This is a genomic window from Streptomyces sp. NPDC059169, from assembly GCF_042755225.1.
Taxonomy (GTDB): Bacteria; Actinomycetota; Actinomycetes; order Streptomycetales; family Streptomycetaceae; genus Streptomyces.
In genome coordinates this window covers 1-20,346 of record NZ_JBHZCF010000021.1, presented here as the reverse complement: position 1 = coordinate 20,346, position 20,346 = coordinate 1, and the positions used below count along the sequence as shown (strand labels likewise).

Annotated in this window: 19 protein-coding genes; 8 read left to right on the top strand and 11 right to left on the bottom strand. The window is 70.2% G+C overall.

What is annotated here, in order from left to right:
- Window positions 1-51 precede the first annotated feature (51 nt).
- Genes ACFXOM_RS30490 through ACFXOM_RS30475 form a run of 4 tightly spaced genes read right to left on the bottom strand, consistent with a single transcriptional unit; the run spans window position 52 to window position 3,227 of the window.
- Window positions 52-873 carry a class I SAM-dependent methyltransferase gene (locus ACFXOM_RS30490; RefSeq protein ID WP_385040493.1) on the bottom strand — a complete coding sequence of 274 codons (822 nt, stop codon included), beginning with the start codon at window positions 871-873 and terminating at the stop codon, window positions 52-54.
- Complete coding sequence (locus tag ACFXOM_RS30485) at window positions 870-2,438, bottom strand: radical SAM protein (RefSeq protein ID WP_385040490.1); 1,569 nt, start codon at window positions 2,436-2,438, stop codon at window positions 870-872. Before ACFXOM_RS30485 ends, ACFXOM_RS30490 begins: the two co-directional genes overlap by 4 nt.
- 32 nt (window positions 2,439-2,470) lie before the next feature.
- Window positions 2,471-2,788: a hypothetical protein gene (locus tag ACFXOM_RS30480; protein ID WP_385040487.1), complete on the bottom strand. Its 318-nt coding sequence runs from the start codon at window positions 2,786-2,788 to the stop codon at window positions 2,471-2,473.
- The gene (locus ACFXOM_RS30475) at window positions 2,772-3,227 is read right to left on the bottom strand and encodes a MauE/DoxX family redox-associated membrane protein (RefSeq protein ID WP_385040484.1); all 456 of its coding nucleotides are present in this window, start codon (window positions 3,225-3,227) and stop codon (window positions 2,772-2,774) included. The genes ACFXOM_RS30480 and ACFXOM_RS30475 overlap by 17 nt, the downstream gene beginning before the upstream one ends.
- Before the next feature lie 144 nt (window positions 3,228-3,371).
- Here ACFXOM_RS30475 and ACFXOM_RS30470 point away from each other — a divergent pair, with 144 nt between their 5' ends.
- From ACFXOM_RS30470 to ACFXOM_RS30460, 3 genes are read left to right on the top strand one after another with little or no spacing between them, the layout of a single operon-like run.
- Window positions 3,372-4,403: a DUF3179 domain-containing protein gene (locus ACFXOM_RS30470; RefSeq protein WP_385040481.1), complete on the top strand. Its 1,032-nt coding sequence runs from the start codon at window positions 3,372-3,374 to the stop codon at window positions 4,401-4,403.
- Complete coding sequence (locus ACFXOM_RS30465) at window positions 4,400-5,110, top strand: hypothetical protein (RefSeq protein ID WP_385040478.1); 711 nt, start codon at window positions 4,400-4,402, stop codon at window positions 5,108-5,110. Before ACFXOM_RS30470 ends, ACFXOM_RS30465 begins: the two co-directional genes overlap by 4 nt.
- Before the next feature lie 32 nt (window positions 5,111-5,142).
- Window positions 5,143-6,519 (top strand): dihydrolipoyl dehydrogenase family protein, encoded by a 1,377-nt coding sequence (locus tag ACFXOM_RS30460; protein WP_385040476.1) that lies wholly within the window; start codon window positions 5,143-5,145, stop codon window positions 6,517-6,519.
- Window positions 6,520-6,874: 355 nt separating this feature from the next.
- On the opposite strand, the gene ACFXOM_RS30455 is transcribed toward ACFXOM_RS30460, so the two are convergent.
- A complete protein-coding gene (locus tag ACFXOM_RS30455; protein WP_385040473.1) occupies window positions 6,875-7,444 on the bottom strand; it encodes an SRPBCC family protein in 570 nt (189 codons plus the stop codon).
- A gap of 146 nt (window positions 7,445-7,590) precedes the next feature.
- Between ACFXOM_RS30455 and ACFXOM_RS30450 the strand changes: the two genes are divergently transcribed.
- Window positions 7,591-8,262 (top strand): CDP-alcohol phosphatidyltransferase family protein, encoded by a 672-nt coding sequence (locus tag ACFXOM_RS30450; RefSeq protein WP_385040470.1) that lies wholly within the window; start codon window positions 7,591-7,593, stop codon window positions 8,260-8,262.
- Between the two features lie 10 nt (window positions 8,263-8,272).
- On the opposite strand, the gene ACFXOM_RS30445 is transcribed toward ACFXOM_RS30450, so the two are convergent.
- Together ACFXOM_RS30445 and ACFXOM_RS30440 are read right to left on the bottom strand one after the other, a co-directional pair.
- Window positions 8,273-8,593 carry a DUF427 domain-containing protein gene (locus ACFXOM_RS30445; RefSeq protein WP_385040468.1) on the bottom strand — a complete coding sequence of 107 codons (321 nt, stop codon included), beginning with the start codon at window positions 8,591-8,593 and terminating at the stop codon, window positions 8,273-8,275.
- Between the two features lie 75 nt (window positions 8,594-8,668).
- Window positions 8,669-9,094, bottom strand: a complete 426-nt coding sequence (locus ACFXOM_RS30440) for a heavy metal-responsive transcriptional regulator (protein WP_385040466.1) — start codon at window positions 9,092-9,094, stop codon at window positions 8,669-8,671.
- A gap of 87 nt (window positions 9,095-9,181) precedes the next feature.
- Here ACFXOM_RS30440 and ACFXOM_RS30435 point away from each other — a divergent pair, with 87 nt between their 5' ends.
- Window positions 9,182-9,517: an alkylmercury lyase gene (locus tag ACFXOM_RS30435; protein ID WP_385040464.1), complete on the top strand. Its 336-nt coding sequence runs from the start codon at window positions 9,182-9,184 to the stop codon at window positions 9,515-9,517.
- Between the two features lie 210 nt (window positions 9,518-9,727).
- Here ACFXOM_RS30435 and ACFXOM_RS30430 read toward each other — a convergent pair whose 3' ends face one another.
- The 4 genes from ACFXOM_RS30430 to ACFXOM_RS30415 are packed head-to-tail and all read right to left on the bottom strand — an operon-like array spanning window position 9,728 to window position 15,660.
- Window positions 9,728-10,228, bottom strand: a complete 501-nt coding sequence (locus ACFXOM_RS30430) for a hypothetical protein (protein WP_385040462.1) — start codon at window positions 10,226-10,228, stop codon at window positions 9,728-9,730.
- Between the two features lies 1 nt (window position 10,229).
- Window positions 10,230-12,410 (bottom strand): site-specific integrase, encoded by a 2,181-nt coding sequence (locus ACFXOM_RS30425; RefSeq protein ID WP_385040459.1) that lies wholly within the window; start codon window positions 12,408-12,410, stop codon window positions 10,230-10,232.
- Entirely contained in the window at window positions 12,407-14,182 is a 1,776-nt protein-coding gene (locus ACFXOM_RS30420; RefSeq protein ID WP_385040456.1) for a hypothetical protein, read from the bottom strand. The genes ACFXOM_RS30425 and ACFXOM_RS30420 overlap by 4 nt, the downstream gene beginning before the upstream one ends.
- Entirely contained in the window at window positions 14,182-15,660 is a 1,479-nt protein-coding gene (locus tag ACFXOM_RS30415; protein WP_385040454.1) for a site-specific integrase, read from the bottom strand. The genes ACFXOM_RS30420 and ACFXOM_RS30415 overlap by 1 nt, the downstream gene beginning before the upstream one ends.
- Between ACFXOM_RS30415 and fxlM the strand changes: the two genes are divergently transcribed.
- Genes fxlM through ACFXOM_RS30400 form a run of 3 tightly spaced genes read left to right on the top strand, consistent with a single transcriptional unit; the run spans window position 15,659 to window position 20,050 of the window.
- Entirely contained in the window at window positions 15,659-17,953 is a 2,295-nt protein-coding gene (gene fxlM, locus ACFXOM_RS30410; RefSeq protein ID WP_385040451.1) for a methyltransferase, FxLD system, read from the top strand. The genes ACFXOM_RS30415 and fxlM overlap by 2 nt on opposite strands.
- Window positions 17,946-18,815, top strand: a complete 870-nt coding sequence (locus tag ACFXOM_RS30405) for an NUDIX domain-containing protein (RefSeq protein WP_385040449.1) — start codon at window positions 17,946-17,948, stop codon at window positions 18,813-18,815. Before fxlM ends, ACFXOM_RS30405 begins: the two co-directional genes overlap by 8 nt.
- A gap of 26 nt (window positions 18,816-18,841) precedes the next feature.
- Window positions 18,842-20,050, top strand: coding sequence for a bifunctional class I SAM-dependent methyltransferase/NUDIX hydrolase (locus ACFXOM_RS30400; RefSeq protein WP_361370291.1), 1,209 nt, complete (start codon window positions 18,842-18,844; stop codon window positions 20,048-20,050).
- The last annotated feature ends 296 nt before the right edge of the window (window positions 20,051-20,346 follow it).

Below are 20,346 nucleotides of genomic sequence, written 5' to 3'. Positions count from 1 at the left end.
TTCTCGTCGCTGACGCTAGGACGCAGGGCACAGGCAGGTATGTGAGGGCGCTTACGTACCCGACGGTAGTTCGCCGGGCGGTTCGCCGGGTGACTTCACCGCGGTCAGCAGCGCGTAGCCGAGAACGCCGTCGGTGACGGCGGCGCGGGCCGCGTCCAGGACGGCCGGGGCCGCGTCCAGGTCCATACCGGCCTCGGCGAGGCGGGCCGGTGCGGTGACGCGCAGCAGGCTCAGGCGGGCCTGGATCTGGTCGATCATGCGGATGATCGCCTGGTCGTGCCGCTCCATGGTGAGGGTGCGCAGCCCGGCTGCGGCCAGGATCTCGGCGTACTCGTCGAGCGGGCGGGCGTCGGCGATGCAGGCGATGCGGGCGGTCAGCCCGCGCAGCTCGGGCGGGAGGCGGTCGGTGTCGGCGGTGACGTCGGTGATGCCGAGGCGTCCGCCGGGCTTCAGGACGCGGGCGAACTCGGCTGCGGCCTGGTGCTTGTCGGGGAAGGTGCATAGCGCGCACTCGCACACCACCGCGTTGAACACCGCGTTCTCGTAGGGCAGGTGCTCGGCGTCGCCGGTGGTGAAGACGGCCCGGTCGGCGAGCCCTGCGGCCTGGGCGGCTCCCTGGGCGAGGGCGGTGTTGGACGGGGCGTAGTCGATGCCGTCCGCCCGCACCCGGTAGGCGTCGGCGAGCAGCAGTGCGGTCGTGCCACGGCCCGAGGCCACATCCAGGATGCGCATGCCGGGGGCGAGCGCGAGTCTGTCGGCGAGGCGGCGGGTCAGGGCGGTGCCGCCGGGGTGGTAGGAGTCGCCGAGCAGCATCGCGACGATGTCCCTGGAGTAGGCGTCCGCGCAGCAGGACTTGATCTCCTCGTGGGTCACGGCCGGAGCTCCTCACTCCCGGTGCGGGTGGTTTTCGATCCGTACGGGGTCGTCGTCAGCCGCTCGGCGAGGGGCAGCGCGTTCGGTGCGACCGGGGCGACGGGGACGCCGGACATCTGCGCGCGGACCTGTTCGCGGTAGCCGACGGAGTTGTAGGCGCAGAAGGGGATGAGCCGTCCGTCGGGGGTGATCTCCTCGACGCAGCACTTCATCAGCTGCTTGACGTTGAGGGTGTAGGGGTCCTGGAAGTCCTGCACGACGATCATGAACGCCTTGTCATTCAGCTGCTTCACGGCCTCGGGCAGGTCGATGCCGCAAGCGTCCGCGCAGTCCAGGGCCTCGGCGGTAGCCCGCAGCTTCTCCTCGGTCGTCTCGGTCCCCATGAAAGCCGAGGCCGACCACAGCTTCTCCAGGGCCTCACGGACGCCGGCATCGGGCATGACGCGGTTGGTGACGTAGTCGAGGTAGTCCTCCACGTTCAGCAGCCGCGGGATCGGCACGACGGTGCGGTTGCCCGGTTCGCCGTCCACCAGGAGGTAGGTGATGGAGCGGCAGGTCGGGAAGCAGCACGGCACGGGAAAGAAGTCGCCCTTCTGGAACCAGCCGGGCCGCTGGGCGCTGATCAGCCGGATGACGTCGGGGTTGGTGAGCCTCTGAAGCGGGTCGAACTCCACGTGCCGGCCGGAGTGGGTGACCGGCTGGAACGCCACCGAGCGGACGGCGGGATGGTCGATGCCGTACTCGATGATCGCCCCGAGCTCGTGCTCGTTCAGGCCGCGCTCCACGGCCGCGACGAGGGTGACGGTCAGCCCGGCCTCCGCGCAGTTGTCGAGCGCCCGCTGCTTGAAGGTACGCAGGTCCCTGCCCCGGATCTCCAGATGCGTACGCTCGTCGAAGCCGTCGAACTGGAGGTAGACGTTCACCGATCGGCCCGGCACCTGGTTGCGCTTGCCGAGTTCGGCGACGAACGCCTTGTCGGTGGCCAGACGGATGCCGTTGGTGTTGAGATTGACGTTCCTGATCGGACGGGCCTGGGCGAGGTCGATGAAGTCGAGGATGTGCTTGTGGATGGTGGGCTCCCCGCCGGAGAACATCACCACCTCCGCCTCGCCCTCGGAGGCGACGAAGGCGTCGAGCATCCGCTCGCACTGCTCATGGGTGATGGAGTAGCCGTCGCTCTGGTGGCCGGAGTCGGCGAAGCAGATCGGGCAGTCCAGATTGCAGCCGGTGTTGACCTCGATGATCCCGAGGCAGGCGTGCTGCTTGTGCTCCGGGCACAGCCCGCAGTCCAGCGGGCAGCCGTCCTTGACTTCGGTCTGGAACGTCAGGGGGATCGTGCCGGGCTTGTTGAAGCGCGCCGAGGACAGGTACTCCTCAGCGTCCCCGTACACCAGCGCCTCGAACTCCCCGTGATCGCGGCAGCGTTTACGCAGGTACACCTTGTCCGCGCGGATGTTGACCTGCGCGTCGACGGGTGTCTTGCACAGCGGGCAGATGGACTTGGTGAACTCCACGAACACCTCGTCCCGGTCCGTCTTGCGCCTCGGCGCCGGCGCCTGGGTCATCGAAGAACTCCTCTTCCATGGGGGGCTTGCGTTCAGCGGACTTCGCCGCCCGGATCGGCTACATCAACTTGTTCGTTCGGCTGGGGCTCGGCTGGGGCGGTCGGGCAGCAGTCCTGCGGCCCGGCGCCCCGGCGTCGACGGGCCCGGCAGCGCAGGGCGTAGCCGGTGCCGGCGAGCAGCACGACCGCACCGACGGTGATCAGCCAGGGACTGGCCAGTGCCCCGCCGACGGCGCCGAGTGCTCCGCCGGCCACGAGCAGCGGGCCCGCGCAGCACACCACCATCACCAGCCCGGCACCCACGGCCGTGGCCATGCCGCCGAGCCCGGAGCGTTCACGGGACGCGGACATCACCGCTCGCCTCCTTTCGGTCAGCGGGTGAAGGGGCGGGCGCCCGGCGGGCGGAGCGGACCAGCAGGCCGGCGTACAGCAAGGTCGCCGCGTCCTGGAGCAGCACGAACCAGCTCAGCCGCTGCGTGAGGTAGATGCCGAAGCAGCCGCAGTTGTCCACCACCAGGCCCCGCGCGTACGCCTGCACGGCCAGCACCGTCCACACCACCGAGACGGCCATGTACACCCATACCGGCGCCAGGGCCTTGGAGCGGGGGCGGGCCAGGAACCAGACCCCGCACACCAGCTCGCCCGCGATCAGCGCCGCGGCCAGCGCGGTCGCGGCGCCGGCGGCCGACAGTCCGTACGCGGACAGAATCCGCGGCATGTGCTCAAAGGAGGCGAGCTGGCCGATGGCCATCGCCGTGTATACCGTCCCGAGCACGATCCTGAGCACCATGATCCGACCGTAGGCCGCTGCAGAGGGCGAGAACTGTAAGCGCGCTCACCGAACCATCCCTTCGATCCGGGCACGATCAGAGGTGTGAAGCGGTGTTCGCCCGCCATGCGAGCCGGTGTCCCGAGCCGTTTCGGGAGGTGCCAGGTGAACGGTCCACAGTCCCCCCGCCCGTCACGGCGGCAGGCCATCAAGGGCGCGGGAGTGATCGGGGGCGTCGTCGTTCTGCTCGTGGGCGGGGGCGTGATCGGCTGGCAGACCCTCGCCGACCGCCCGGCGCCGGTGACGGCCGTGCAGGCGGGCCAGGATCCGTCGCTGGAGGCGCTCGCCGGATCGGCTGTGTCCGGCGGGCCGGGCAAGGACGGCATCCCCTCCATCGACAAGCCCCGCTTCGTCGCGGCGGGCGAGGCCGGCTTCCTCGACGACGACGATCCGGTCTTCGGCCTGGAGTACCAAGGTGAGGTGAGGGCGTACCCGCAGCTGGTGCTGGTGTGGCACGAGATCGTCAACGACACCGTCGGCGGCCAGCCGCTCGCGGTCACCTACTGCCCGCTGACCGGCACGGTCATCGGCTTCTCCGCCCCGCCCGGCGTCCAGGACCTGACGTTCGGCACCACCGGCAAGCTTGTCAACTCCAACCTGCTGATGTACGACCGGCAGACCGGCTCACAGTGGCCCCAGCTGCTCGGACAGGCGGTGAGCGGCCCGCTGAAGGGCACGAAGCTGGACACCGTCCCGCTGGTGTGGACGACGTGGAAGCAGTGGCGCACCGCGCACCCCGACACGGCCGTGCTATCCACCGACACCGGGGCGCTGCGCTCGTACGGCAGCGACCCGTACGGCTCCTACGACGCCTACCCGAACCGCGGCGGCTACTACGCCGAGGGCCGGCCGATCTTCCCCGTGCTCGCCTCCAGCGACCGCTTCGCCGACAAGGACGTCGTCATCGGCGTCCAGGTCGGCAAGGAGCGGCTGGCCATCCACAAGGACCTGGTGCGCACGCAGCGGACCGTGCGAGCGGAGGTGGGCGGCACGCGGGTGGAGGCCCGCTGGGACGACCGACTCGGCACCGCCCGCGTCGTTCAGCAGGTCGGTGAGCGGTGGGAGCCGGCGGACTTCCTCGACGCCATGTGGTTCGCCTGGTACTCCTTCTACCCCAATGCCCAGGTGCGGACATGAGCGGCCTGCTGACCGCATTCGTCAGGGCCGGTGACGCCTGGGACGCTGCCGCCGCCGCGATCAAGGCCGCGCCGGGGCGGGCGCGTGTCGCCCTCGGCGTACGCCGCCGCCGAAGGGCCGCGCTGATCGCCGCAAGCCTCACCCTGCTGGTGTACCTGTTCTCCGTCGGAGACCTCGCCGTTTCGGTCTCCGGCCGGTTCACCGGCGCACCCGTGTTCCAGGCCGCTCCCGGTCAGCTGCTGGAGGTCCGCGCGCCGTATCTGTTCGAGCCGGTCCTCGCCTGGCACCCCACCAGCCATGTCGCGGTTCTCCTGAGTCCGGTCAACCTGCTGCTCGGCGCCGCCGTGGCGGCGCTCGTCGGCTGCAACATCGCCGTGGCCGCCCACGCCGCCCAGCAGGCCGCCTCCTGCCGGCGCACCCGCTGCGCCCGGCTACTGGGCGTGCTTCCGGCGTTCCTGCTCGGTTTCGCCTGCTGCGTGCCCACGTTCCTGCTCGTCCTGGGCGCGAGTACCGCCGCCGCTCTCCTGCCGGTCCTGATCCCGCTGCGGCCGGTGTTCTACCCGCTCACCCTGGTGATGCTGACCGCCACGCTGGTCTGGGGCACCTCCCAGGCCACCCGCACCACGCGGCGCCCGCGCCACGCGAGGCGCACCGGCGACGCGGCGGTGCCCACACACCCTGCTGTCCCCGATACGCAACAGCCGTGACCGTCGGGCACGGTTGTTCAAGGAGGTCCCTCATGGCGCACGTACCGCACGAAGTCGATGCCGTGGTGATCGGAATGGGGGTCGGCGGTGAACATGCCGCCGAGCGTCTGGCCGAGGAAGGGCTGGACGTGGTCGGGGTGGAAGCGGAGCTGGTCGGCGGGGAGTGCCCGTACTGGGCGTGCATCCCGAGCAAAATGATGATCCGCGCCGGCAACCTGCTCGCCGAGGCTAGGCGTGTGCCCGGCATGGCCGGAGACGTTCAGGTAGCCGCCAGCTTCGCGCCGGTCGCGGACCGGATCCGCGAGGAGGCCACCGACGACTGGAACGACCAGGTGGCCGTCGACCGGTTCACCCACAAGGGCGGGCGCTTCGTCCGCGGCCGTGCCCGCCTGGCCGGCCCCGGCCGCGTGGAGGCTGACGGACAGGCGTTCAGTGTCCGGCGCGCGGTGGTGCTGGCCACCGGCAGCCGCCCGCAGATCCCGCCCGTCCCCGGCCTGGAGGCCACACCGTACTGGACCAACCGGCAGGCGGTCTCGGTCAAGGAGCCCCCGGCCTCACTCCTCGTGCTCGGCGGCGGCGCCATCGGCGTGGAGCTGGCGCAGGCGTTCGCCCGCTTCGGCACCGCGGTCACCATCGTCGAAGCCATGGAGCGGCTGCTCCCCGGAGAAGAACCCGCCGTCGGCACCCTGCTGGCCGACGTGCTGGAAGAGGAGGGCATCACCGTACGCACCGCAGCCCGCGCCACCGGCGTCCACCACGCGGACGACGCCTTCCGGCTCACCCTGGAGGGCGGACAGGAGATCACCGGGCAGCACCTGCTGGTGGCCACCGGACGCCGGCCGCACCTGGCCGGGCTCGGCCTGGAGAGCATCGGGCTCGACCCCCAGGCCCGCGCTCTGGCCGTGGACGGGCAGATGCGGGCTGCACCAGGGGTCTGGGGCGTCGGTGACATCACCGGACGGGGCCTGTTCACGCATGTCGCGATGTACCAGGCTGAGATCGCCGTACGCGACATCCTTGGCCGGCCCGGACCGGGCGCGGACTACCGGGCGACGCCCCGGGTCACCTTCACCGACCCCGAAGTCGGCTCCGTCGGGCTGACCGAACACGCCGCCCGCGAGCAGGGCCTGCGAGCACGCACCGGCACCGCGCGAGTGCCCTCGTCCGCACGGGGCTGGATCCACAAGGTCGGCAACGACGGCCTGATCAAACTCGTCGAGGACGCCGACCGCGGCGTCCTTATCGGGGCCACCGCCGCCGGCCCGGCAGGCGGTGAAGTCCTCTACGGACTGGCCGTGGCCATCCAGATGGAGATCCCGGTCGACCGGCTGCGGCACATGATCTTCGCCTACCCCACCTTCCACCGCGCCGTGGAAGACGCCCTCGCCGACCTCGGCTGTGCCAACTGACCGCTCAGGGGCACGGACGCACCACAGCGGGGCGGCCGACCCCGCGCCCGGCCGGTCAGCGGTGAGGAGGCGGCAGCCAGCAGAACACCGCCCGCGTGAGCGCCCTGGTCAGCCGGTCGCCCACTCGATCACGCACCCGCACCGGACCCGGGGCACCGCGGGAGGTTGCCCGCTCCTCAGGCGCTGGCGCGCCGCCCGGCGCCGGCCTCAACTCCTGCTGCGTCCCGGCCCGCCGGGCCGGCCCGCTCGGCCGCGCCACCATGTCTCATCGCCGCCCTTCCCTCTCAGTGCGAACAGACACGCCGCCTGCACTCCACCGCGTCCGTCGGCCCGCCGTGCGGTACCGGCGAGCCGCTCACCGCAGACCAGAGCGCCGCTCCGCCTCTTGCCGGACCGCGGCCAGGGAGGCCGCGACGGTCGCCTCCCACCGGGGGGCGACCAGACCGCCCCACCACTGCCCGGCTCGCCACAGATCCGTGGCGAGCTCGCCCTCATAGACCAGCCGCGTACCGGACTCGTGCTCGGTGAGCGTGAACGATTCGGTGACCGCCGGGACGGGCCCGCGCACCAGGCGGAAGTCGACCCGCTCCGGCCGGGTGAACCGCACCGTCTCCACCGTCGTCGCCGTCAGCCGCCCGCCCGCGACAGGGGTGCGATGGGCGGCGAGCACCATGTCGCTGCCCCGTTCCAGCACCGTGACCTTCTCGCGCATCGCTCGGGTGGCCCTGCCCAGATACGGCTGGGCGATGACGTCGAACACCACCTCGCGCGGCGCCGCGATGTCGACACTCTGCGACCCCAACAGCCGCGTGCGCCGCCCGACCCCCACATCCAGCGGCAGTGCCCCCGTCACCAGCCCCACATACCCGCCCGCCGCGCCCACGCCGGCCACGGTCACCGCCCCCAGAGCACCGATCCACGCCATTGCCCGACCTCTCCACGCGTCCGTCCCTGTCTCACGTACGACGCTAGGCCGGGCATGTCCGCCGATCAGTGAGCGCGCTCACCTTCCTCCCGGCGCGTCGGCCCCTACCCTGAGCGCCACCCCCGAGTGGTGGAGGACCCAGAAGCATGGAGCCCGTATCCGCGATGGCCGACAGCCGCGCCGCGACGAACGCGCTGCTGGCCGAGCTGCGAGAAGACCGCCTCGTCCCGCAAGCCGTCGTGCGCTTCCTCGGCCAGGCCGCACACCGGTCGCTGCTCCAGGCCGTCCGCCGCCCCCGAGCATTGGCCGAGCTCACCGCCCTGCACGGCGTCCTGTACCGGCTGGCGCGGGGCAGGCGGCCCGGGCGGCGCTGGGTGGCCGCCAGCTGGGTCCTCGCCGCCTCGCACCTGGGGCTGCTGGAGCACCGCACCCGCCTGACCGCGGCAGACGTCCTGACGCTGCTGCGCGCCAACCTTCCCGCCCTGCCCGGCGGAACCGGCCGCGCCTCGGGCGTCCTGGCGGTCGGCCTTGATATCGCCGACGGGCGCCTGGCCCGTCATCAGGGCACGACCTCCCCCTTCGGCGACTACGCCGACACCTTCGCCGACGCCGCGTTCTGGACGTGGCTCACCCTGCGCCACGAACCCAACCCCGCCGTACAGGCGGCGGCCATCGCCGCCTGGGCGCTGCCCGTCGTCACCGTCACCGGCCTCGCCCTGCGCCGCGGCGCGATGCCCGAGCGGCCCCGACCCGTCCTGCTGCGCCCGGCCGCCGCCCTTCAGGCCGTCGTCGCCCTCCGGCACCTGGCCCGCCGCTGACCCGCCTCGGTCACTGCCCGCCGTCTGCCGGGGCGTCCGGCTCCGGAGTGCCCTCGACCCGTACGCCCTGCCAGAACGCCACATGGTCCTTGATCTTCCGGGCCAGGGGGCTGGGCTTGGGGTAGTACCAGGCGGCATCCGGATTCGTCAGCCCGTCGACCTCAAGGCTGTAGTAGCGGGCCACTCCCTTCCAGAAGCACAGCGACCTGGTCCTGCTCGGCGTGAGGTACTGCCGGTGCAGCGACTCGGGCGGGAAGTAGTGGTTGCCCTCGACGATCACCGTGCGCGGAGCCTCCGCGATCACCGTTCCGTTCCACACCGCACGCAGCATGGCCTTGCTCCTCTACCTGAACGGGGACCGGTATGTCCCGGGAGCCCTCACGCTAGGCGGGCCCGGCCGGAGGGTTCAGTGAGGACGCTCACCAACCGCGCTGCCCGCCCTGGTGAGGATGCGGCACACCTCGACGTCGGTGCAGTCGGCCGGATCGGTCGCGGCGGCCCGCTCCGCAAGCCCCCGCAGCACCGCCCTGGTGGCGCGCAGCTCGGCCAGGCGCCGGTCGATGTCCTGAAGATGCGCCTCGACGAGCGCCGTGACATGGGCGCAGGGAGAGGCGCCGGCATCACGCAGAGCGAGCACGGAGCGGATCTCGGCCAGGCTCAGCCCCGCGCCCTGGGCGTCACGGATGAACGCGAGCCGCTGCAACGTCTGCTGCGGATAGTCGCGATAGCCGCCCGCGGTACGGGGCGGGGCGGGCAGCAGCCCGGCCTGCTCGTAGAACCGGAGGGTCTTCGCCGTCACCCCGCTGACGGCGGCGAGGTCACCGATGCGCATTCCTCCAGGCTAGCCCTTGACCTTCCAGCGCACTGGAAGGTCTACCGTCCACACACCAGGAAGAACCACGTCAGGAAGGGGTCCGCCATGAACCACTCCGAGACTGAGACGGCGCGCGTCACGGTGCTGACCGTGCCCGACTGCCCGAACGCCCCGCTCATCCGCGAGCGCATCACCGAAGCTCTCCATGACCGGGTCGTACCGGTGGAATGGATCGAGGTCCACGACGCGGACGAAGCCGTCCGGCAGGGGATGTCGGGCTCGCCCACCCTCCTGCTGGACGGAGCCGACCCGTTCGCAGCGGAGGGCCTCCAACCGGGCCTGTCCTGCCGGCTCTACCGCCATGCCGACGGCACGACCGAGGGGGCACCGGCCACTGCGGACCTGCACCGAGTCCTGACTGAGAGCGGTGTCCTGCCCTGACCGCAGCCCCGGCACACCGGGGCATATGGCCATCGCAATGACCAGGATCCGCTCATATGGCCCGGAGTTCAGCTACATGACCCGTAGGGGGCAGATCCTCATTGAGCCCGGGGAAGTGCCCGGAGATTCGACGGTGCGGCCAGGCCCTCCCGAAGCCGCTGAATCTCCATCTGCTGCGCGGCGATTTGGGACAGCGCTCGCTGCTTGAACTCACCGAGCTCGGCGAGTTGCTCCTGCCGTCCCGGCCCTGCTCGATGGGAGCCTGCGGACGTTGCCGACGGCTGCGGCTTGTTCCCGTAGACGCTCGATCTCCAGGTGCTGGGCGGCAATCCGAGACAGGGCACGTCGCTTGAAGTCCTTGAGGTCCTCCAACTCGGCATCACGTTGATCCAGCCGGGACTTGAGTGCGGTGTTGGCCTCCTTGAGCCGCTCGATCTGCGCAGCCCGGGGGTCAGGGATCGTCCCGGCGTCCCTGAGGGCGGTCAGGCGTCGTTCGAACTCCTGGGCCAGGTGCTGATACGGCCCTGGCCGGGCGGTGCCGTCGCGGTTCTTCTTGGCGTAGAAAGCGGTGCGGGGCACCCCGGACTCGCTCGCCAGGGTTCGAAGGTCGCATTTGCCGCCGGGCGGCAGGTCGCCACGCAGTAGCCGGTCCATTGCCGCGCGGATCGCCTCTTCGTTGCGGGCTCGGGTGTCCTCGCTGATTCGTCCCATGTCACGCTGCCGTTCCGGTCGCGGCGTCGATCTCGGCCAACACCCTCAGGTCGCGGTCGAGTTCCTTCTGCAGGCGGGCCTTCTCGTCCTTCTGTCCACGTCCGATCTTGCCGATGAACACCTTCTTGTTCTCCGCGCTGGAGGCCCATACCGGCCGGTGTCGGCTGTGGTGGGTGGCCTGCGGGCAGCGGGCCGAGTCGCACATGCCGACCAGCGGCTTGTCCGCTTTCGGCGTGCCGGCCAGGAGCAGGCACAGCGCCTTGGAGGGGTCGGCGAACCAGCAGTAGTTGGCGATTCCCAGGTGCAGCGTCTTTGCCCTGCGGGCCAGCAACTGGATCACCTCTTCGTCCCCGGGGCGGACGCCAGGAGATGATGCCTGTAGTTCGCGGATCTTGTCGTCCACGGATTCGAAGTGGGCGATCAGGTCGCGGGCGCCGGGTCCGGCGGGACGGATTCCGTTCTGGAAGTCGCGGAACGCCGCCAGTGTCAGATCCTTGTTGCGGATCTGCTCCTCCGCGCTGACCTCGGCCATGAACTTGGCCTGGGAACCGCCGGGGCTGGCGGCGTAGCCCTCGGTGGTGACGATGGAGACGTGCTTGAGGTGGATCTTGGCGGCCAGTAGTCCGCCGGGGCGGTGTGCGAGCGCCATGGCCAGGGTACGCCGGGTGATGCGCATGTTGATCCGGTCGTCGGGAATCGGTGCGAGGCCCAGCCGCTGTCCTTCGGGGCCGTTGACCCACTCACGCAGCTTCGTACAGCGTTTCGCCATCGTGGTGCGGCCGAAGACGTGCTTGCCGGGCCGTCGGGGGTCCAGGAGATCGATGGCCAGGGCAACCGCGTCATAGGCGGGAGCCACGGTGACCCACTCGTCCCAGACGCCGCCCAGTTGTTCCTGCCCCTTGATCAGCTTGGTCCGCAGCCGGTAGCGCGTGCGTCCCGCGCCGAGGTCCTGCGGCGGGACACACGCGTCGAGGGGCATCGCTGCCAGCTCGCTGCTGCGTAGCCCGGTGAGCAGGGCGACGACGACCTGGCAGGCGGTCCGTACCCGCTCCACCAGGTGACCCGCCTCTTCGGCCGTGGCGAAGCCCTCGGTCCACGGGACGGTCCCGGCGCCGTCGGCGCGTTCCACCGGGGCGGCGTTCCACGCCCACCTCGGCCGCAGCCCCACCGCCGCCACGGTCCGTTCCAGCAGCGGACGCAGCGGGGCGAGGTGTCTGTAGGAGAAGGATGTCAACCCCGCCTCCCGGGCGATGGAGAGCACGTTCAGCGCAAGCAGGGGGTCGTCGGCGGACCAGCCCTCGACCAGCCGTGAGCCGGTCTCCCGGGCCCCGACCGGCTCCAAGGGGACGCCCTGGTCGAGGTGGGTACGTATCACCGCCTCAAGTCGCTTCACATTCGTGCCCTCGCCCGGCCAAGGCGCCCCGTCGTCGTGCTGGCGCACGGCGCGGATCAGGTTGACTACGTGGGGGCCGAGGGTCTGCACGATGTACAGGGCCGCGGCCAGCCAGGGGCGCAGTGCCTCGTCGCGCAGCGGCTGCACGACGTTCTCGGTGGACCGTTTGCGGCCCGCGACTTCATAGGGGGTTCGGCCGGCCCAGGGGATGAATCCTTCGGTGAAGCGGTCGGTGGTGAACAGGTCGTTGTAGAAGACCGGTTCCTGCACGGCCTGAGCGGCGGTCATGAGCGTGTGCGAGCTGGTCGGCCGCAGTGGCCCGCCGTGCGTGCCCCGGGTGTGCCTGCGAGAGTCATAGAAGCCCTGGCAGTGCTGTTGCGTCACGTGCTGAAGGGACGTGACGCGGCGCCGCGTGAGCCAGTTGAACCACCGTGCCAGCTCGGCCAGACGGCTCCGGCAGGTGTCGAAGTGCAGCGGCATGCGGAAGGCGCTGGGCAGGTGCCGTACGGCTTCGTGTCCGGGGGCCATGCGCGCAAACAGGTACTCCTGGGCGAGGGGGCGCCACTTCGGGTTGCCGATGCTGGTGAAGTCCAGGCGGACCTGACCCGGTCGCAGGTGGACGGGCAGATCCTCCAGGTCTGCGAAGTCCCAGATCAGGTCGCCGACCAGGGGACGCTTCCCGCCCGGGCGCACCGCGAGCCCCACCGCCTCGCAGATGTCGACGCGCGCCAGCGGACCGGGATGGGGCTGGACCTGATCCGGCGCGGCGGTCTTGGGATGGTTCATCATCGCGTTGTCTCCTCCGGCCGCAGCGGCAGTTCATCGTCGGCGTCGGCCACCTGGGCGGCGGCCTCCAGCAGCAGCGGGGACGGGAAATAGACGCCGGGAGTGAGGATCTCGGCCACCCGCTGGTCGTACGGACCGAAATTCCGCATGAACTCCCCGGATGGCATCAGGTCCCACTGGCGGGCGAAGAACGCGCGCAGACGCATCAGGTTCGGCAGGTGCCGGGCAGTGAACAGCGCCAGCGGACACAGGAGGCACACCCACGGGCGGGCCGGACACGGCTTCCCCTTGGGGCCGTGCAGGCCCGACAGGTGATCGCCACAGGCAGCGCTGAACACGTCCCGTCCGCCGTTGACGAGTTCGGCGAGCGCCGCGTCGTCCAGCCCCAGGCCGGCGACCCGCTCGGGATACTCCCGTACGAGGGAGGCGGTGTCCTCGGTGGTGAGCACCATCGGGGGCTCGGCCTTGCGCAGCATGTCGTGCTGGGCCTCGACGATGATCTCGTCGACCAGGGCGCGCTGCTCAGGCGTGCCGGCGCCGAGGTAGTGGTCGGCTTCGACCTGCGGGCTTCGGTTGGGATCCAGCGTGGCGCGCCGGCTTCCGGCCCAGGCGCGGCGGTCACGCATCGAGTCGTACGTCGTCCGGATCCTGTGCAGGTGCACCCGCAGCGACTTGCCGCTATCGGCCAGGAGCCCTTGCGCGGCGATCCACCTCTTCATCTTCTCCTCCTGCGGGACCGTGGTCACCCACGTGACCCGGCCCCGGGGTACGTAGCGCACCCACAAGGCGTCACGCATGTCCATGGGCGCGAACTTCCGAGTGAGCGAGGAGTGGTCCAGCCACTGCTCCAGGAGCCGCGTGGCCCTCCTGGTCAGGGTCCGGCTCTCCTCAGCCGTACGGCGCTTGATGTAGGAGAGCAAGATCGTCGACTCGCCGGCCCAGTCCACGTCGCCGAGCCCGAGATCGTCCAGGCCGTCGGGCACGATGCCGGTGTAGACCCCCAGCAACAGGCGGTAGGCCAGCACCGTGGAGGCATCGGGAAACAGCCGTGCCGATACAGCGACCTTGCGGTACGGGAACTGGCCCTCCGGCAGGCCGGAGAAGTGGCCGGGCGACCAGTCGGCATACGGCATCGCCTCCAGCGGACCCCACCTCACGTAGGCCCAGTACACGTTCGCCTCGCTCCACCCACCGGTGAGCGGATCCTCTCCGCCTTCAGCGGCACTTCTCGCGCTGCGGAAGACGGAGTACGAGTCCTTCACCGCCTTCTCGCACGCCTCGGTCAGCCGGGCCCACTCGCCCTCGGTGTACGGTACGAGCGAGCTCTCGGTACGGCGGCGCCGCGACACCTGGAACTGGCGGCCGTCCACCATCTCCCGGACGTCCGGCTTCAACAGCCCGTGCAGATCGTCCATGCGGGCGAGCATCCGACGGCTGAGAGACTCGACCGCGGCCCGGTGCTCGCCGCGCAGCCAGTGCTCGGCGAGATGAGCACGCGTCAGTTCGGCCGCACCGCCGGTGAACCCCAGGTCGGCCAGGCCGTTGGTCAGCGCACGGATCGCCGAGGTGTACTCGTTGAGCGTGCGCGTCGCATCCACGTCACCGTGCGGATGCACGAGATCGGCCAGCCCCGAGAGCATGTCCCGGGCCAGAACAGGGTTCCGCGTACTGTAGGTCTTGCCGCCCGCCCTGACGTTCACCGTCAAGGACACGCTCGTCCCGTCGCTGAAGACGGCGGCGATGCCCAGCGGGTCCTCGATCACGGTGGCAGGCATCAGCGGTCCTCGCCGTTGTCGTCATCTTCGTCTTCGAACTCCGCCGCGGCCTCGTCCGCAGCGGACCGGTCCAAGAGACCGGCGTCCTCGCCGACCCGCCGGTACAGTTCGGCGAAGATCCGGGTCGTGTCAAGGCGGTTGAGATAAAGCTCCGTGGTCAAGACGCTGGAGTGACCAAGGAGGTCACGCAGCACCAGCAGCGGCTCGGTGGTCTTGAGGTACAACGCCAGACCGGCATCGTCATCGCCTTCCCCAACTACGCGAGCAGCCCGTTCGTAGTACCCGCGCACCAGCTTGGCCATGGTCTGCATGGCGAAGGTATGGCGCCCGCGATGCGGGGTGACATGGGGGAAGCGCGGTTCGTAGCGTTCACGGATCCGGTCTGACGCCCGCTCGAACACGGTGTTCCAGTCGGTGAACGGGCGCCCCGGCCCCCACACGGACAGCAGCATCGAACCGCCGCTGGGCGCGACCAGCCGACGCCGTTCGGCCGGCCCCAGTGTTTCCCAGCTCATCCAGCTGCCGTTCACCCGTCCGCCCCGCGCCGTCGCTTCCGTCACGACGAGCGGCTCACCCCAGCGTCGCGGCGGCATCCAGGTGGATCCCTGAACGGCCGCAGCCCGCTCGAACTCCAGGTAGTTGTGCAGTTCAGCCAGCGCTTCGTAGTCGATCCACGTGTTGCGGAACTTGCTGCCCTTGGTGATGCCCTCCGGCAGCGGGACGAGGACCGGCACGTCACTGCGACGGCTGGGCAGCTTCGGCACCTCGCAGGCCAGCAGGTACGAGAACTCCTGCTTGCGCGGCCCCGAGGAAAAGACGAACCGTCCGACCGCCGCGTTGCGGGCCATCTCCCGGCCGCGGTAGCCGCGCTCCACCGACCCGTCCGGCTGCAGCCGGGCCAGACCCTTGTGGAACAGGTCGGCGAACTCGTCTTCCAGGTACTTGACGGTCACATGGGACTTCGACTGCCGACGCCGGGCGGAGTTCCGGCGGACCTCCCGCCGCTGGCCGGAGAAGACCGCCGTGGCCTGCCGGTAGGTGAACGGCAGCGAGGTGGTGTAGCCGTTCTCGATCGCCCAGCCATAGAAGGTGCTGAGCATGGTCATGTGCTGGTTCCAGGTGGTAACCCTGAACCTCTGCTTGCCGTCGACAGGACCCTGCGACCGGTACACCGCGTAGGCGCTCAGCAGCGCCTTGAGCCGTTCGCGGCTGTCGAAGAGACCGACTCCGTGCTCTTCCCCGAACTCCGACCACTGGCGTACGGCACCGACATACGATGGCCACGAGTTCGCCGCGGGGCAGCCGTTGGTCGGCAGCTCGCAGGCCCACCGGTTCACGATCGCCGAGGTACGCAGCCCGTGCTCGTCTTCAAACCGAAGGTCGTCGTCGAAGACGAGCACCATCCCCTCGGGAATGACCGGCTTGAACTCCAAGCCCCAGCCTTCCCAGCCCTCAGATGAGTAGAACGCCTGTTCCATGCAAGGGATGTTAAGCAGAGAGACACCCCTTGAACTCCCTCACAACTGCTGGTCAGCGGGAGGCGCCGTCATCAAAGAGACACTGCACGATTGCCGAAACAAGACCGGCGAGCTTGCTCTGCATCTTGCCTCGATGGGCTATGCCGTCGACGCCCTGGACTGGGCCGAGAGCGCCCTCCCCACCGCCGACACGAGCCCCGACGCCCCGTCCGTCCGCTGGCTGAACCTGGACATCGAGCGCGGGAACCTTTCGAAGCTCGCCCCAGGCGGCTATGACCTGATCACCCTGCGGATGGTGTACGCATTCGTGCGTGACCGTATGCGGCTGGTCCGCACTCTCGGCCGGCGGCTCCGCGAGCACGGCGCCCTCGTTGTCGTGACCCCGCTGGCCGCGACCACCCCTATCGAACGGCGGCGTATCGCGCTCGACGAGGACGAGGTCGCCCTTCTGATGAGCATGTGGGCCCAGGCGCAGCGCTTTACCGCTAACGGCATGGCCGTCTTGGTGCTGCGCGGCCTCAACAAGCCCGCGGTCCAGATCGCGAATCCACCGTGCCCGCAGCCGAGTTCGACGAATGAGGTGCAGGCCGTGGTCACCGACGCCCACGGCCGCGTGCTGCTGAGCAGGTCGACGCACCGATGGTGGCAGCTGCCCGGCGGGCCGAGTGAGCCCGGAGAACGGTTCGAACACACCGCGGTGCGCGCCCTGGCCGAGCAGACCGGAATGACGGCCGATCCCGCCGACGCCCACGTCCTCGGACTATCCGTGGACGCTCAGGAGGGGTTTTCCCGGACAAGCGCGATCGTCCGAATCACTGCTCACACCGGCCAAGCCCAGCCGCCGAAACCGGACCAGTCCGGGCACGTGGACTGGCATCCGCTTCATGATCTGCAGCGCCTGGACCGACTGTCCGCCGTATCCGCGCGGGCGCTGGACACGGTCTGGCCAGGAGTCCTGCCGTACGTACCGTCCGCGCACACCTATCCGGTCAACAACACCTGCCCGCCGGTGCCCGGCGAATCATCCGAGGCGATCGAACGGCGCCAGCAGATGGCCGACCGCGTCATCGCCGGCGGCTGGGCACCCTCCCTGCCCGTCCAGCAGGCGCTCCGCTCGGTCCCACGCCACCGCTTCACCCCCGAAAGCCCTCTACGTACCGCCTACCACAGCAACCTGGCCGTGGTCACCGAGCACGACGACCGGGCCCGCGCGACCAGCTCTGTCTCCGCGGCCTGGCTCCAGGCCGACATGATCGAGCACCTGCGTCTAGCCGAGGGGATGACCGTCTTCGAGGGAGGCTCGGGCGGCTACAACGCCGAACTGATCGCGCACGTGGTTGGCCCGACCGGTCGCGTGATCACCGTCGATCTAGCCCCGTATGTCGTACACCGCACGCGGCGGCTGACCGCCGAGGCCGGCAACGGTCGCGTCACCGCGGCGCTCGGCTCCGCCAGCGACGGCGCCGTCGAGTACATCCCCCGTGGCGGCTTCGACGCTGCTGTGATCACCTACAACTGCTGGGACATTGCTCCCGCTTGGCGCGACCACCTCGCCGACGGGCGCTATCTCGTGCTCCCGCTGGAAGTGCACGACTACACCCGAGCCATCGCCTTCCAGAAGCACGGCCAGATGCTGCGTGCGACCGATTTCACGTTCTGCGGGTTCATCCGCGACCGCGGGCCCGCTGCCCTCGCCGTCCCCTCCGTCAACCTAGCCGACGGCGAACTGCAGCTGCGTTTCCCCGACGGCGACCCCGCCGACACCTCCGGCCTGGACGAAGCACTCGCGGGCCCGCGCCACGAAGTGGCCACCGGCGTGACCGTGGCCGGCAACGAGTCGTTCGAGACCCTGCAACTGTTCCTCGCCACCACGCTGCCCGGCTTCTGCCGCCTCGCCCGCAACCATGACCCGGACAGCGGCATCACCGCGCTACCCAAGCGGTCCGACGCCGCCGCCATCACAGCCGACGGCTCCCTCGCCTACCTCACCCACACCCTGGTCCAGGACGGCCCCACGCCCGAGCAGCGCCGCTCGGAGTTCCTGGCGCACGGCTTCGGACCGTCCGGACCCACCCTTGCCGACCAGCTCGCCGTCGGCGTGCACCGCTGGCACGCTCACGAACGGGCTCACGGTTACCCCGACTTGAACGTCTTCCCTGCCGGCACCCCCGACTTTGAGCTGCCCGTGGGGCACCTGCTGGACAAGACCCACAGCCGGCTCGTGTGGACCTGGCGCTCAGACGCCGTCGATGCCACGGACGTGCAGCCGGAGAAGGTGAGCGCCCATGACTGATCCGGTACCCGACCTGGTGCAGCCGCAGCACCGACTGGGCCTCTACGAGCGTTACTACGCCCAGGTGGAATCCGGCCGCAAGACCATCGAAGTCCGGGTACGCACCCCACGGATGAAGAAGATCGCGGTCGGCGACGTCCTCATGTTCCACGGCGAGGAGTCGGGACGCGCCCTCGACTTGCAGGCCGCGCGGATCACGCCGTACGCCTCGTTCGCCGAGCTGCTCACCACGGAGGACGCCAGCCGCATCGACCCTGACACCACGCGCGCAGAGCAGCTCGCCAACCTGCGCCGCATCTACCCGCCGGTGAAGGAGGCGCTGGGACCGCTCGCGATCGAGTTCGACCACCGGCCGGCACTCGCCGGGCAGCCCCTGCCCATGTCCCCCGAGGCATACGTACAGACCGTTCCTCACCACACGGTGTACAGCTGCTTCTACGTACGCGACGACCACGACCGGCCCGTCCAGCTGCGCTCGGTGTACGGCGATCGACCCTGGCAGCTTCCCGGCGGGAACACAGACGCCGGCGAGGACCCCCTGGAAACCGCGCGCCGCGAGACGGCCGAGGAAACCGGGCTCCAGCTCGGCCAGGACCAGCCCCGTCTGCTGCTCACGCACTACCTGCACCCCGGCCCCCGCTGGCCTATGGGCAAGGTCGGCTTCATCTTCGACGGCGGCACCCTCAGCACGGAACAGCTGCGGCAGATACGCCTCGACCCGGCCGAGCACGACCTGTGGGCCATCCACGACCTCGACGAGTGGCGACGCCTGATGGGCAAGACGGCGTTCGCCCGCCTGGAGGCCATCGAACAGGCCCGCGCCGGAAACGGACCACAGTACCTCGCCACCGGTCCCGCCTGACCCCGCCCCTCCCCTTTGGAGTTCGCATGTCCGCCGAGGTATCCCCCAACCCCGAGACCTGGACCGCCTACGGCCAGTTCCAACTCGACCGCTCCTACATGCCGCCCGTACCTGAACAGCTGCGATGGGGCTTCTGGGACGGCATCGGCCCCGGCGACGACGTCCTCGGCCCTCTGACCGGAAAGCGGGTCCTGGACATCGGCTCCGGCGCCGGCCACTACGCCGTCCACGTCGCCCAGAGCCACGGCGCACTCGTCGATGCGGTCGAACTCTCGCCCACCCAGCATCGACGCGCCACCGGACACTTCGGCGACGTACCCGGCGTCCGGTTCCTGCACGCGGACGTGATCGAGCACCTTCGGCATGCTCAGCCGTACGACGCGGCGTACGGCATCTGCACGCTCGCCGGGATCGACCCGCACATCGTCCTGCCCGCGCTGCGCGACGGGCTGCTCCCCGGCGCCCCGCTCGTCTTCTCCGTGCTGCACACCAACTGGTACGGCCACAGCCCCTCCGCGACCGTGGCCCCGCGCGAGGAGACAGTCGGTCTCAAGGGAATGCAGCCGCTGCCGCTGCAGACCTGGGTGCTGACCGCGCAGGTGTGGGAAGACCTCTTGACCGACTACGGATTCACCGTGGAGGCGATCACTCAGCTCCATGCGCCCGAGCCGGACAACCCCGTGATCTGCCAGCTCATCCAGGCGCGGCGCAGGACCGCCGCATCTGCGCGGATCACCAGCCGCCCCCGCAGCCGTCGCCCGCCCGTCCCGCACGCGGCGTTCGGCGTGGGCGCCATCGTCCTCGGCAAGCGCGGCCTGCTCCTGGGCCGCCACCGTCGCGGCACTCTCGAGCTACCCGGAGGATCCGTTGAGGTCGGCGAGCCCTTGGAGCAGACGGTCGTGCGCGAGCTGGCCGAGGAGACCGGCCTGTCCGCGCGCCCCGAGGACATCACCCTCCTGGGCACCCTCGTCGATCACCTCGGCGGCGTCGTACGCGTCACCGTGGGCGCCCTCGTCACCGCCTGGCAGGGCGAACCCACCACCCAGCCGGACGAGAGCGTCGGCGACTGGTCCTGGTGGCCGCTTGACGAACTGCCTGACGGGCTGTTCGAGTGCAGCGCCCAGATCCTCACCGCCTGGCGCCCCGACCTGCCCATCGATCACCCGCCGGCCCACTTCACTCCCTACGCCCGCCGCGCGACACCGTCGTCCCACTCGGGAAGTGAAAGCGCATGAACCCATCGTCGAGTACGAGCCTGTGGCGGCACCGCGACTTGCGCTATGGCTTCACCAGTGCGCGCCACACCGATCTCGCACATATGTCCGAATCTCGCTCTACTGCCATGTGGTGGAGGGGGGTAACTCGAAGCTTTCGCCCGGAGCGGGCGGAGAGGCCGAGAGGAGAGCCAGATGGCAGACAGGGCATCCACACAGGCCGGGACCAGCCCCGCGCTTCTGATCGCCGTGGAAGAGCTGGCGACCGCCCACGACCGCAGCGAGTCCGAGCGGTCAGACATCACCAGCTCGCAGAA

What these genes read in the sequence shown, in the direction of transcription:
- ACFXOM_RS30400 (WP_361370291.1), top strand. Translation starts at nt 18,842, where the DNA reads ATGTCCGCCGAGGTATCCCCCAACCCCGAGACCTGGACCGCCTACGGC.
- ACFXOM_RS30415 (WP_385040454.1), bottom strand. Translation starts at nt 15,660, where the DNA reads ATGGAACAGGCGTTCTACTCATCTGAGGGCTGGGAAGGCTGGGGCTTG.
- ACFXOM_RS30430 (WP_385040462.1), bottom strand. Translation starts at nt 10,228, where the DNA reads ATGGGACGAATCAGCGAGGACACCCGAGCCCGCAACGAAGAGGCGATC.
- ACFXOM_RS30440 (WP_385040466.1), bottom strand. Translation starts at nt 9,094, where the DNA reads ATGCGCATCGGTGACCTCGCCGCCGTCAGCGGGGTGACGGCGAAGACC.
- ACFXOM_RS30480 (WP_385040487.1), bottom strand. Translation starts at nt 2,788, where the DNA reads ATGTCCGCGTCCCGTGAACGCTCCGGGCTCGGCGGCATGGCCACGGCC.
- ACFXOM_RS30460 (WP_385040476.1), top strand. Translation starts at nt 5,143, where the DNA reads ATGGCGCACGTACCGCACGAAGTCGATGCCGTGGTGATCGGAATGGGG.
- ACFXOM_RS30485 (WP_385040490.1), bottom strand. Translation starts at nt 2,438, where the DNA reads ATGACCCAGGCGCCGGCGCCGAGGCGCAAGACGGACCGGGACGAGGTG.
- ACFXOM_RS30475 (WP_385040484.1), bottom strand. Translation starts at nt 3,227, where the DNA reads ATGGTGCTCAGGATCGTGCTCGGGACGGTATACACGGCGATGGCCATC.
- ACFXOM_RS30445 (WP_385040468.1), bottom strand. Translation starts at nt 8,593, where the DNA reads ATGCTGCGTGCGGTGTGGAACGGAACGGTGATCGCGGAGGCTCCGCGC.
- fxlM (WP_385040451.1), top strand. Translation starts at nt 15,659, where the DNA reads ATGCAAGGGATGTTAAGCAGAGAGACACCCCTTGAACTCCCTCACAAC.
- ACFXOM_RS30435 (WP_385040464.1), top strand. Translation starts at nt 9,182, where the DNA reads ATGAACCACTCCGAGACTGAGACGGCGCGCGTCACGGTGCTGACCGTG.
- ACFXOM_RS30455 (WP_385040473.1), bottom strand. Translation starts at nt 7,444, where the DNA reads ATGGCGTGGATCGGTGCTCTGGGGGCGGTGACCGTGGCCGGCGTGGGC.
- ACFXOM_RS30420 (WP_385040456.1), bottom strand. Translation starts at nt 14,182, where the DNA reads ATGCCTGCCACCGTGATCGAGGACCCGCTGGGCATCGCCGCCGTCTTC.
- ACFXOM_RS30465 (WP_385040478.1), top strand. Translation starts at nt 4,400, where the DNA reads ATGAGCGGCCTGCTGACCGCATTCGTCAGGGCCGGTGACGCCTGGGAC.
- ACFXOM_RS30405 (WP_385040449.1), top strand. Translation starts at nt 17,946, where the DNA reads ATGACTGATCCGGTACCCGACCTGGTGCAGCCGCAGCACCGACTGGGC.
- ACFXOM_RS30450 (WP_385040470.1), top strand. Translation starts at nt 7,591, where the DNA reads ATGGAGCCCGTATCCGCGATGGCCGACAGCCGCGCCGCGACGAACGCG.
- ACFXOM_RS30425 (WP_385040459.1), bottom strand. Translation starts at nt 12,410, where the DNA reads ATGATGAACCATCCCAAGACCGCCGCGCCGGATCAGGTCCAGCCCCAT.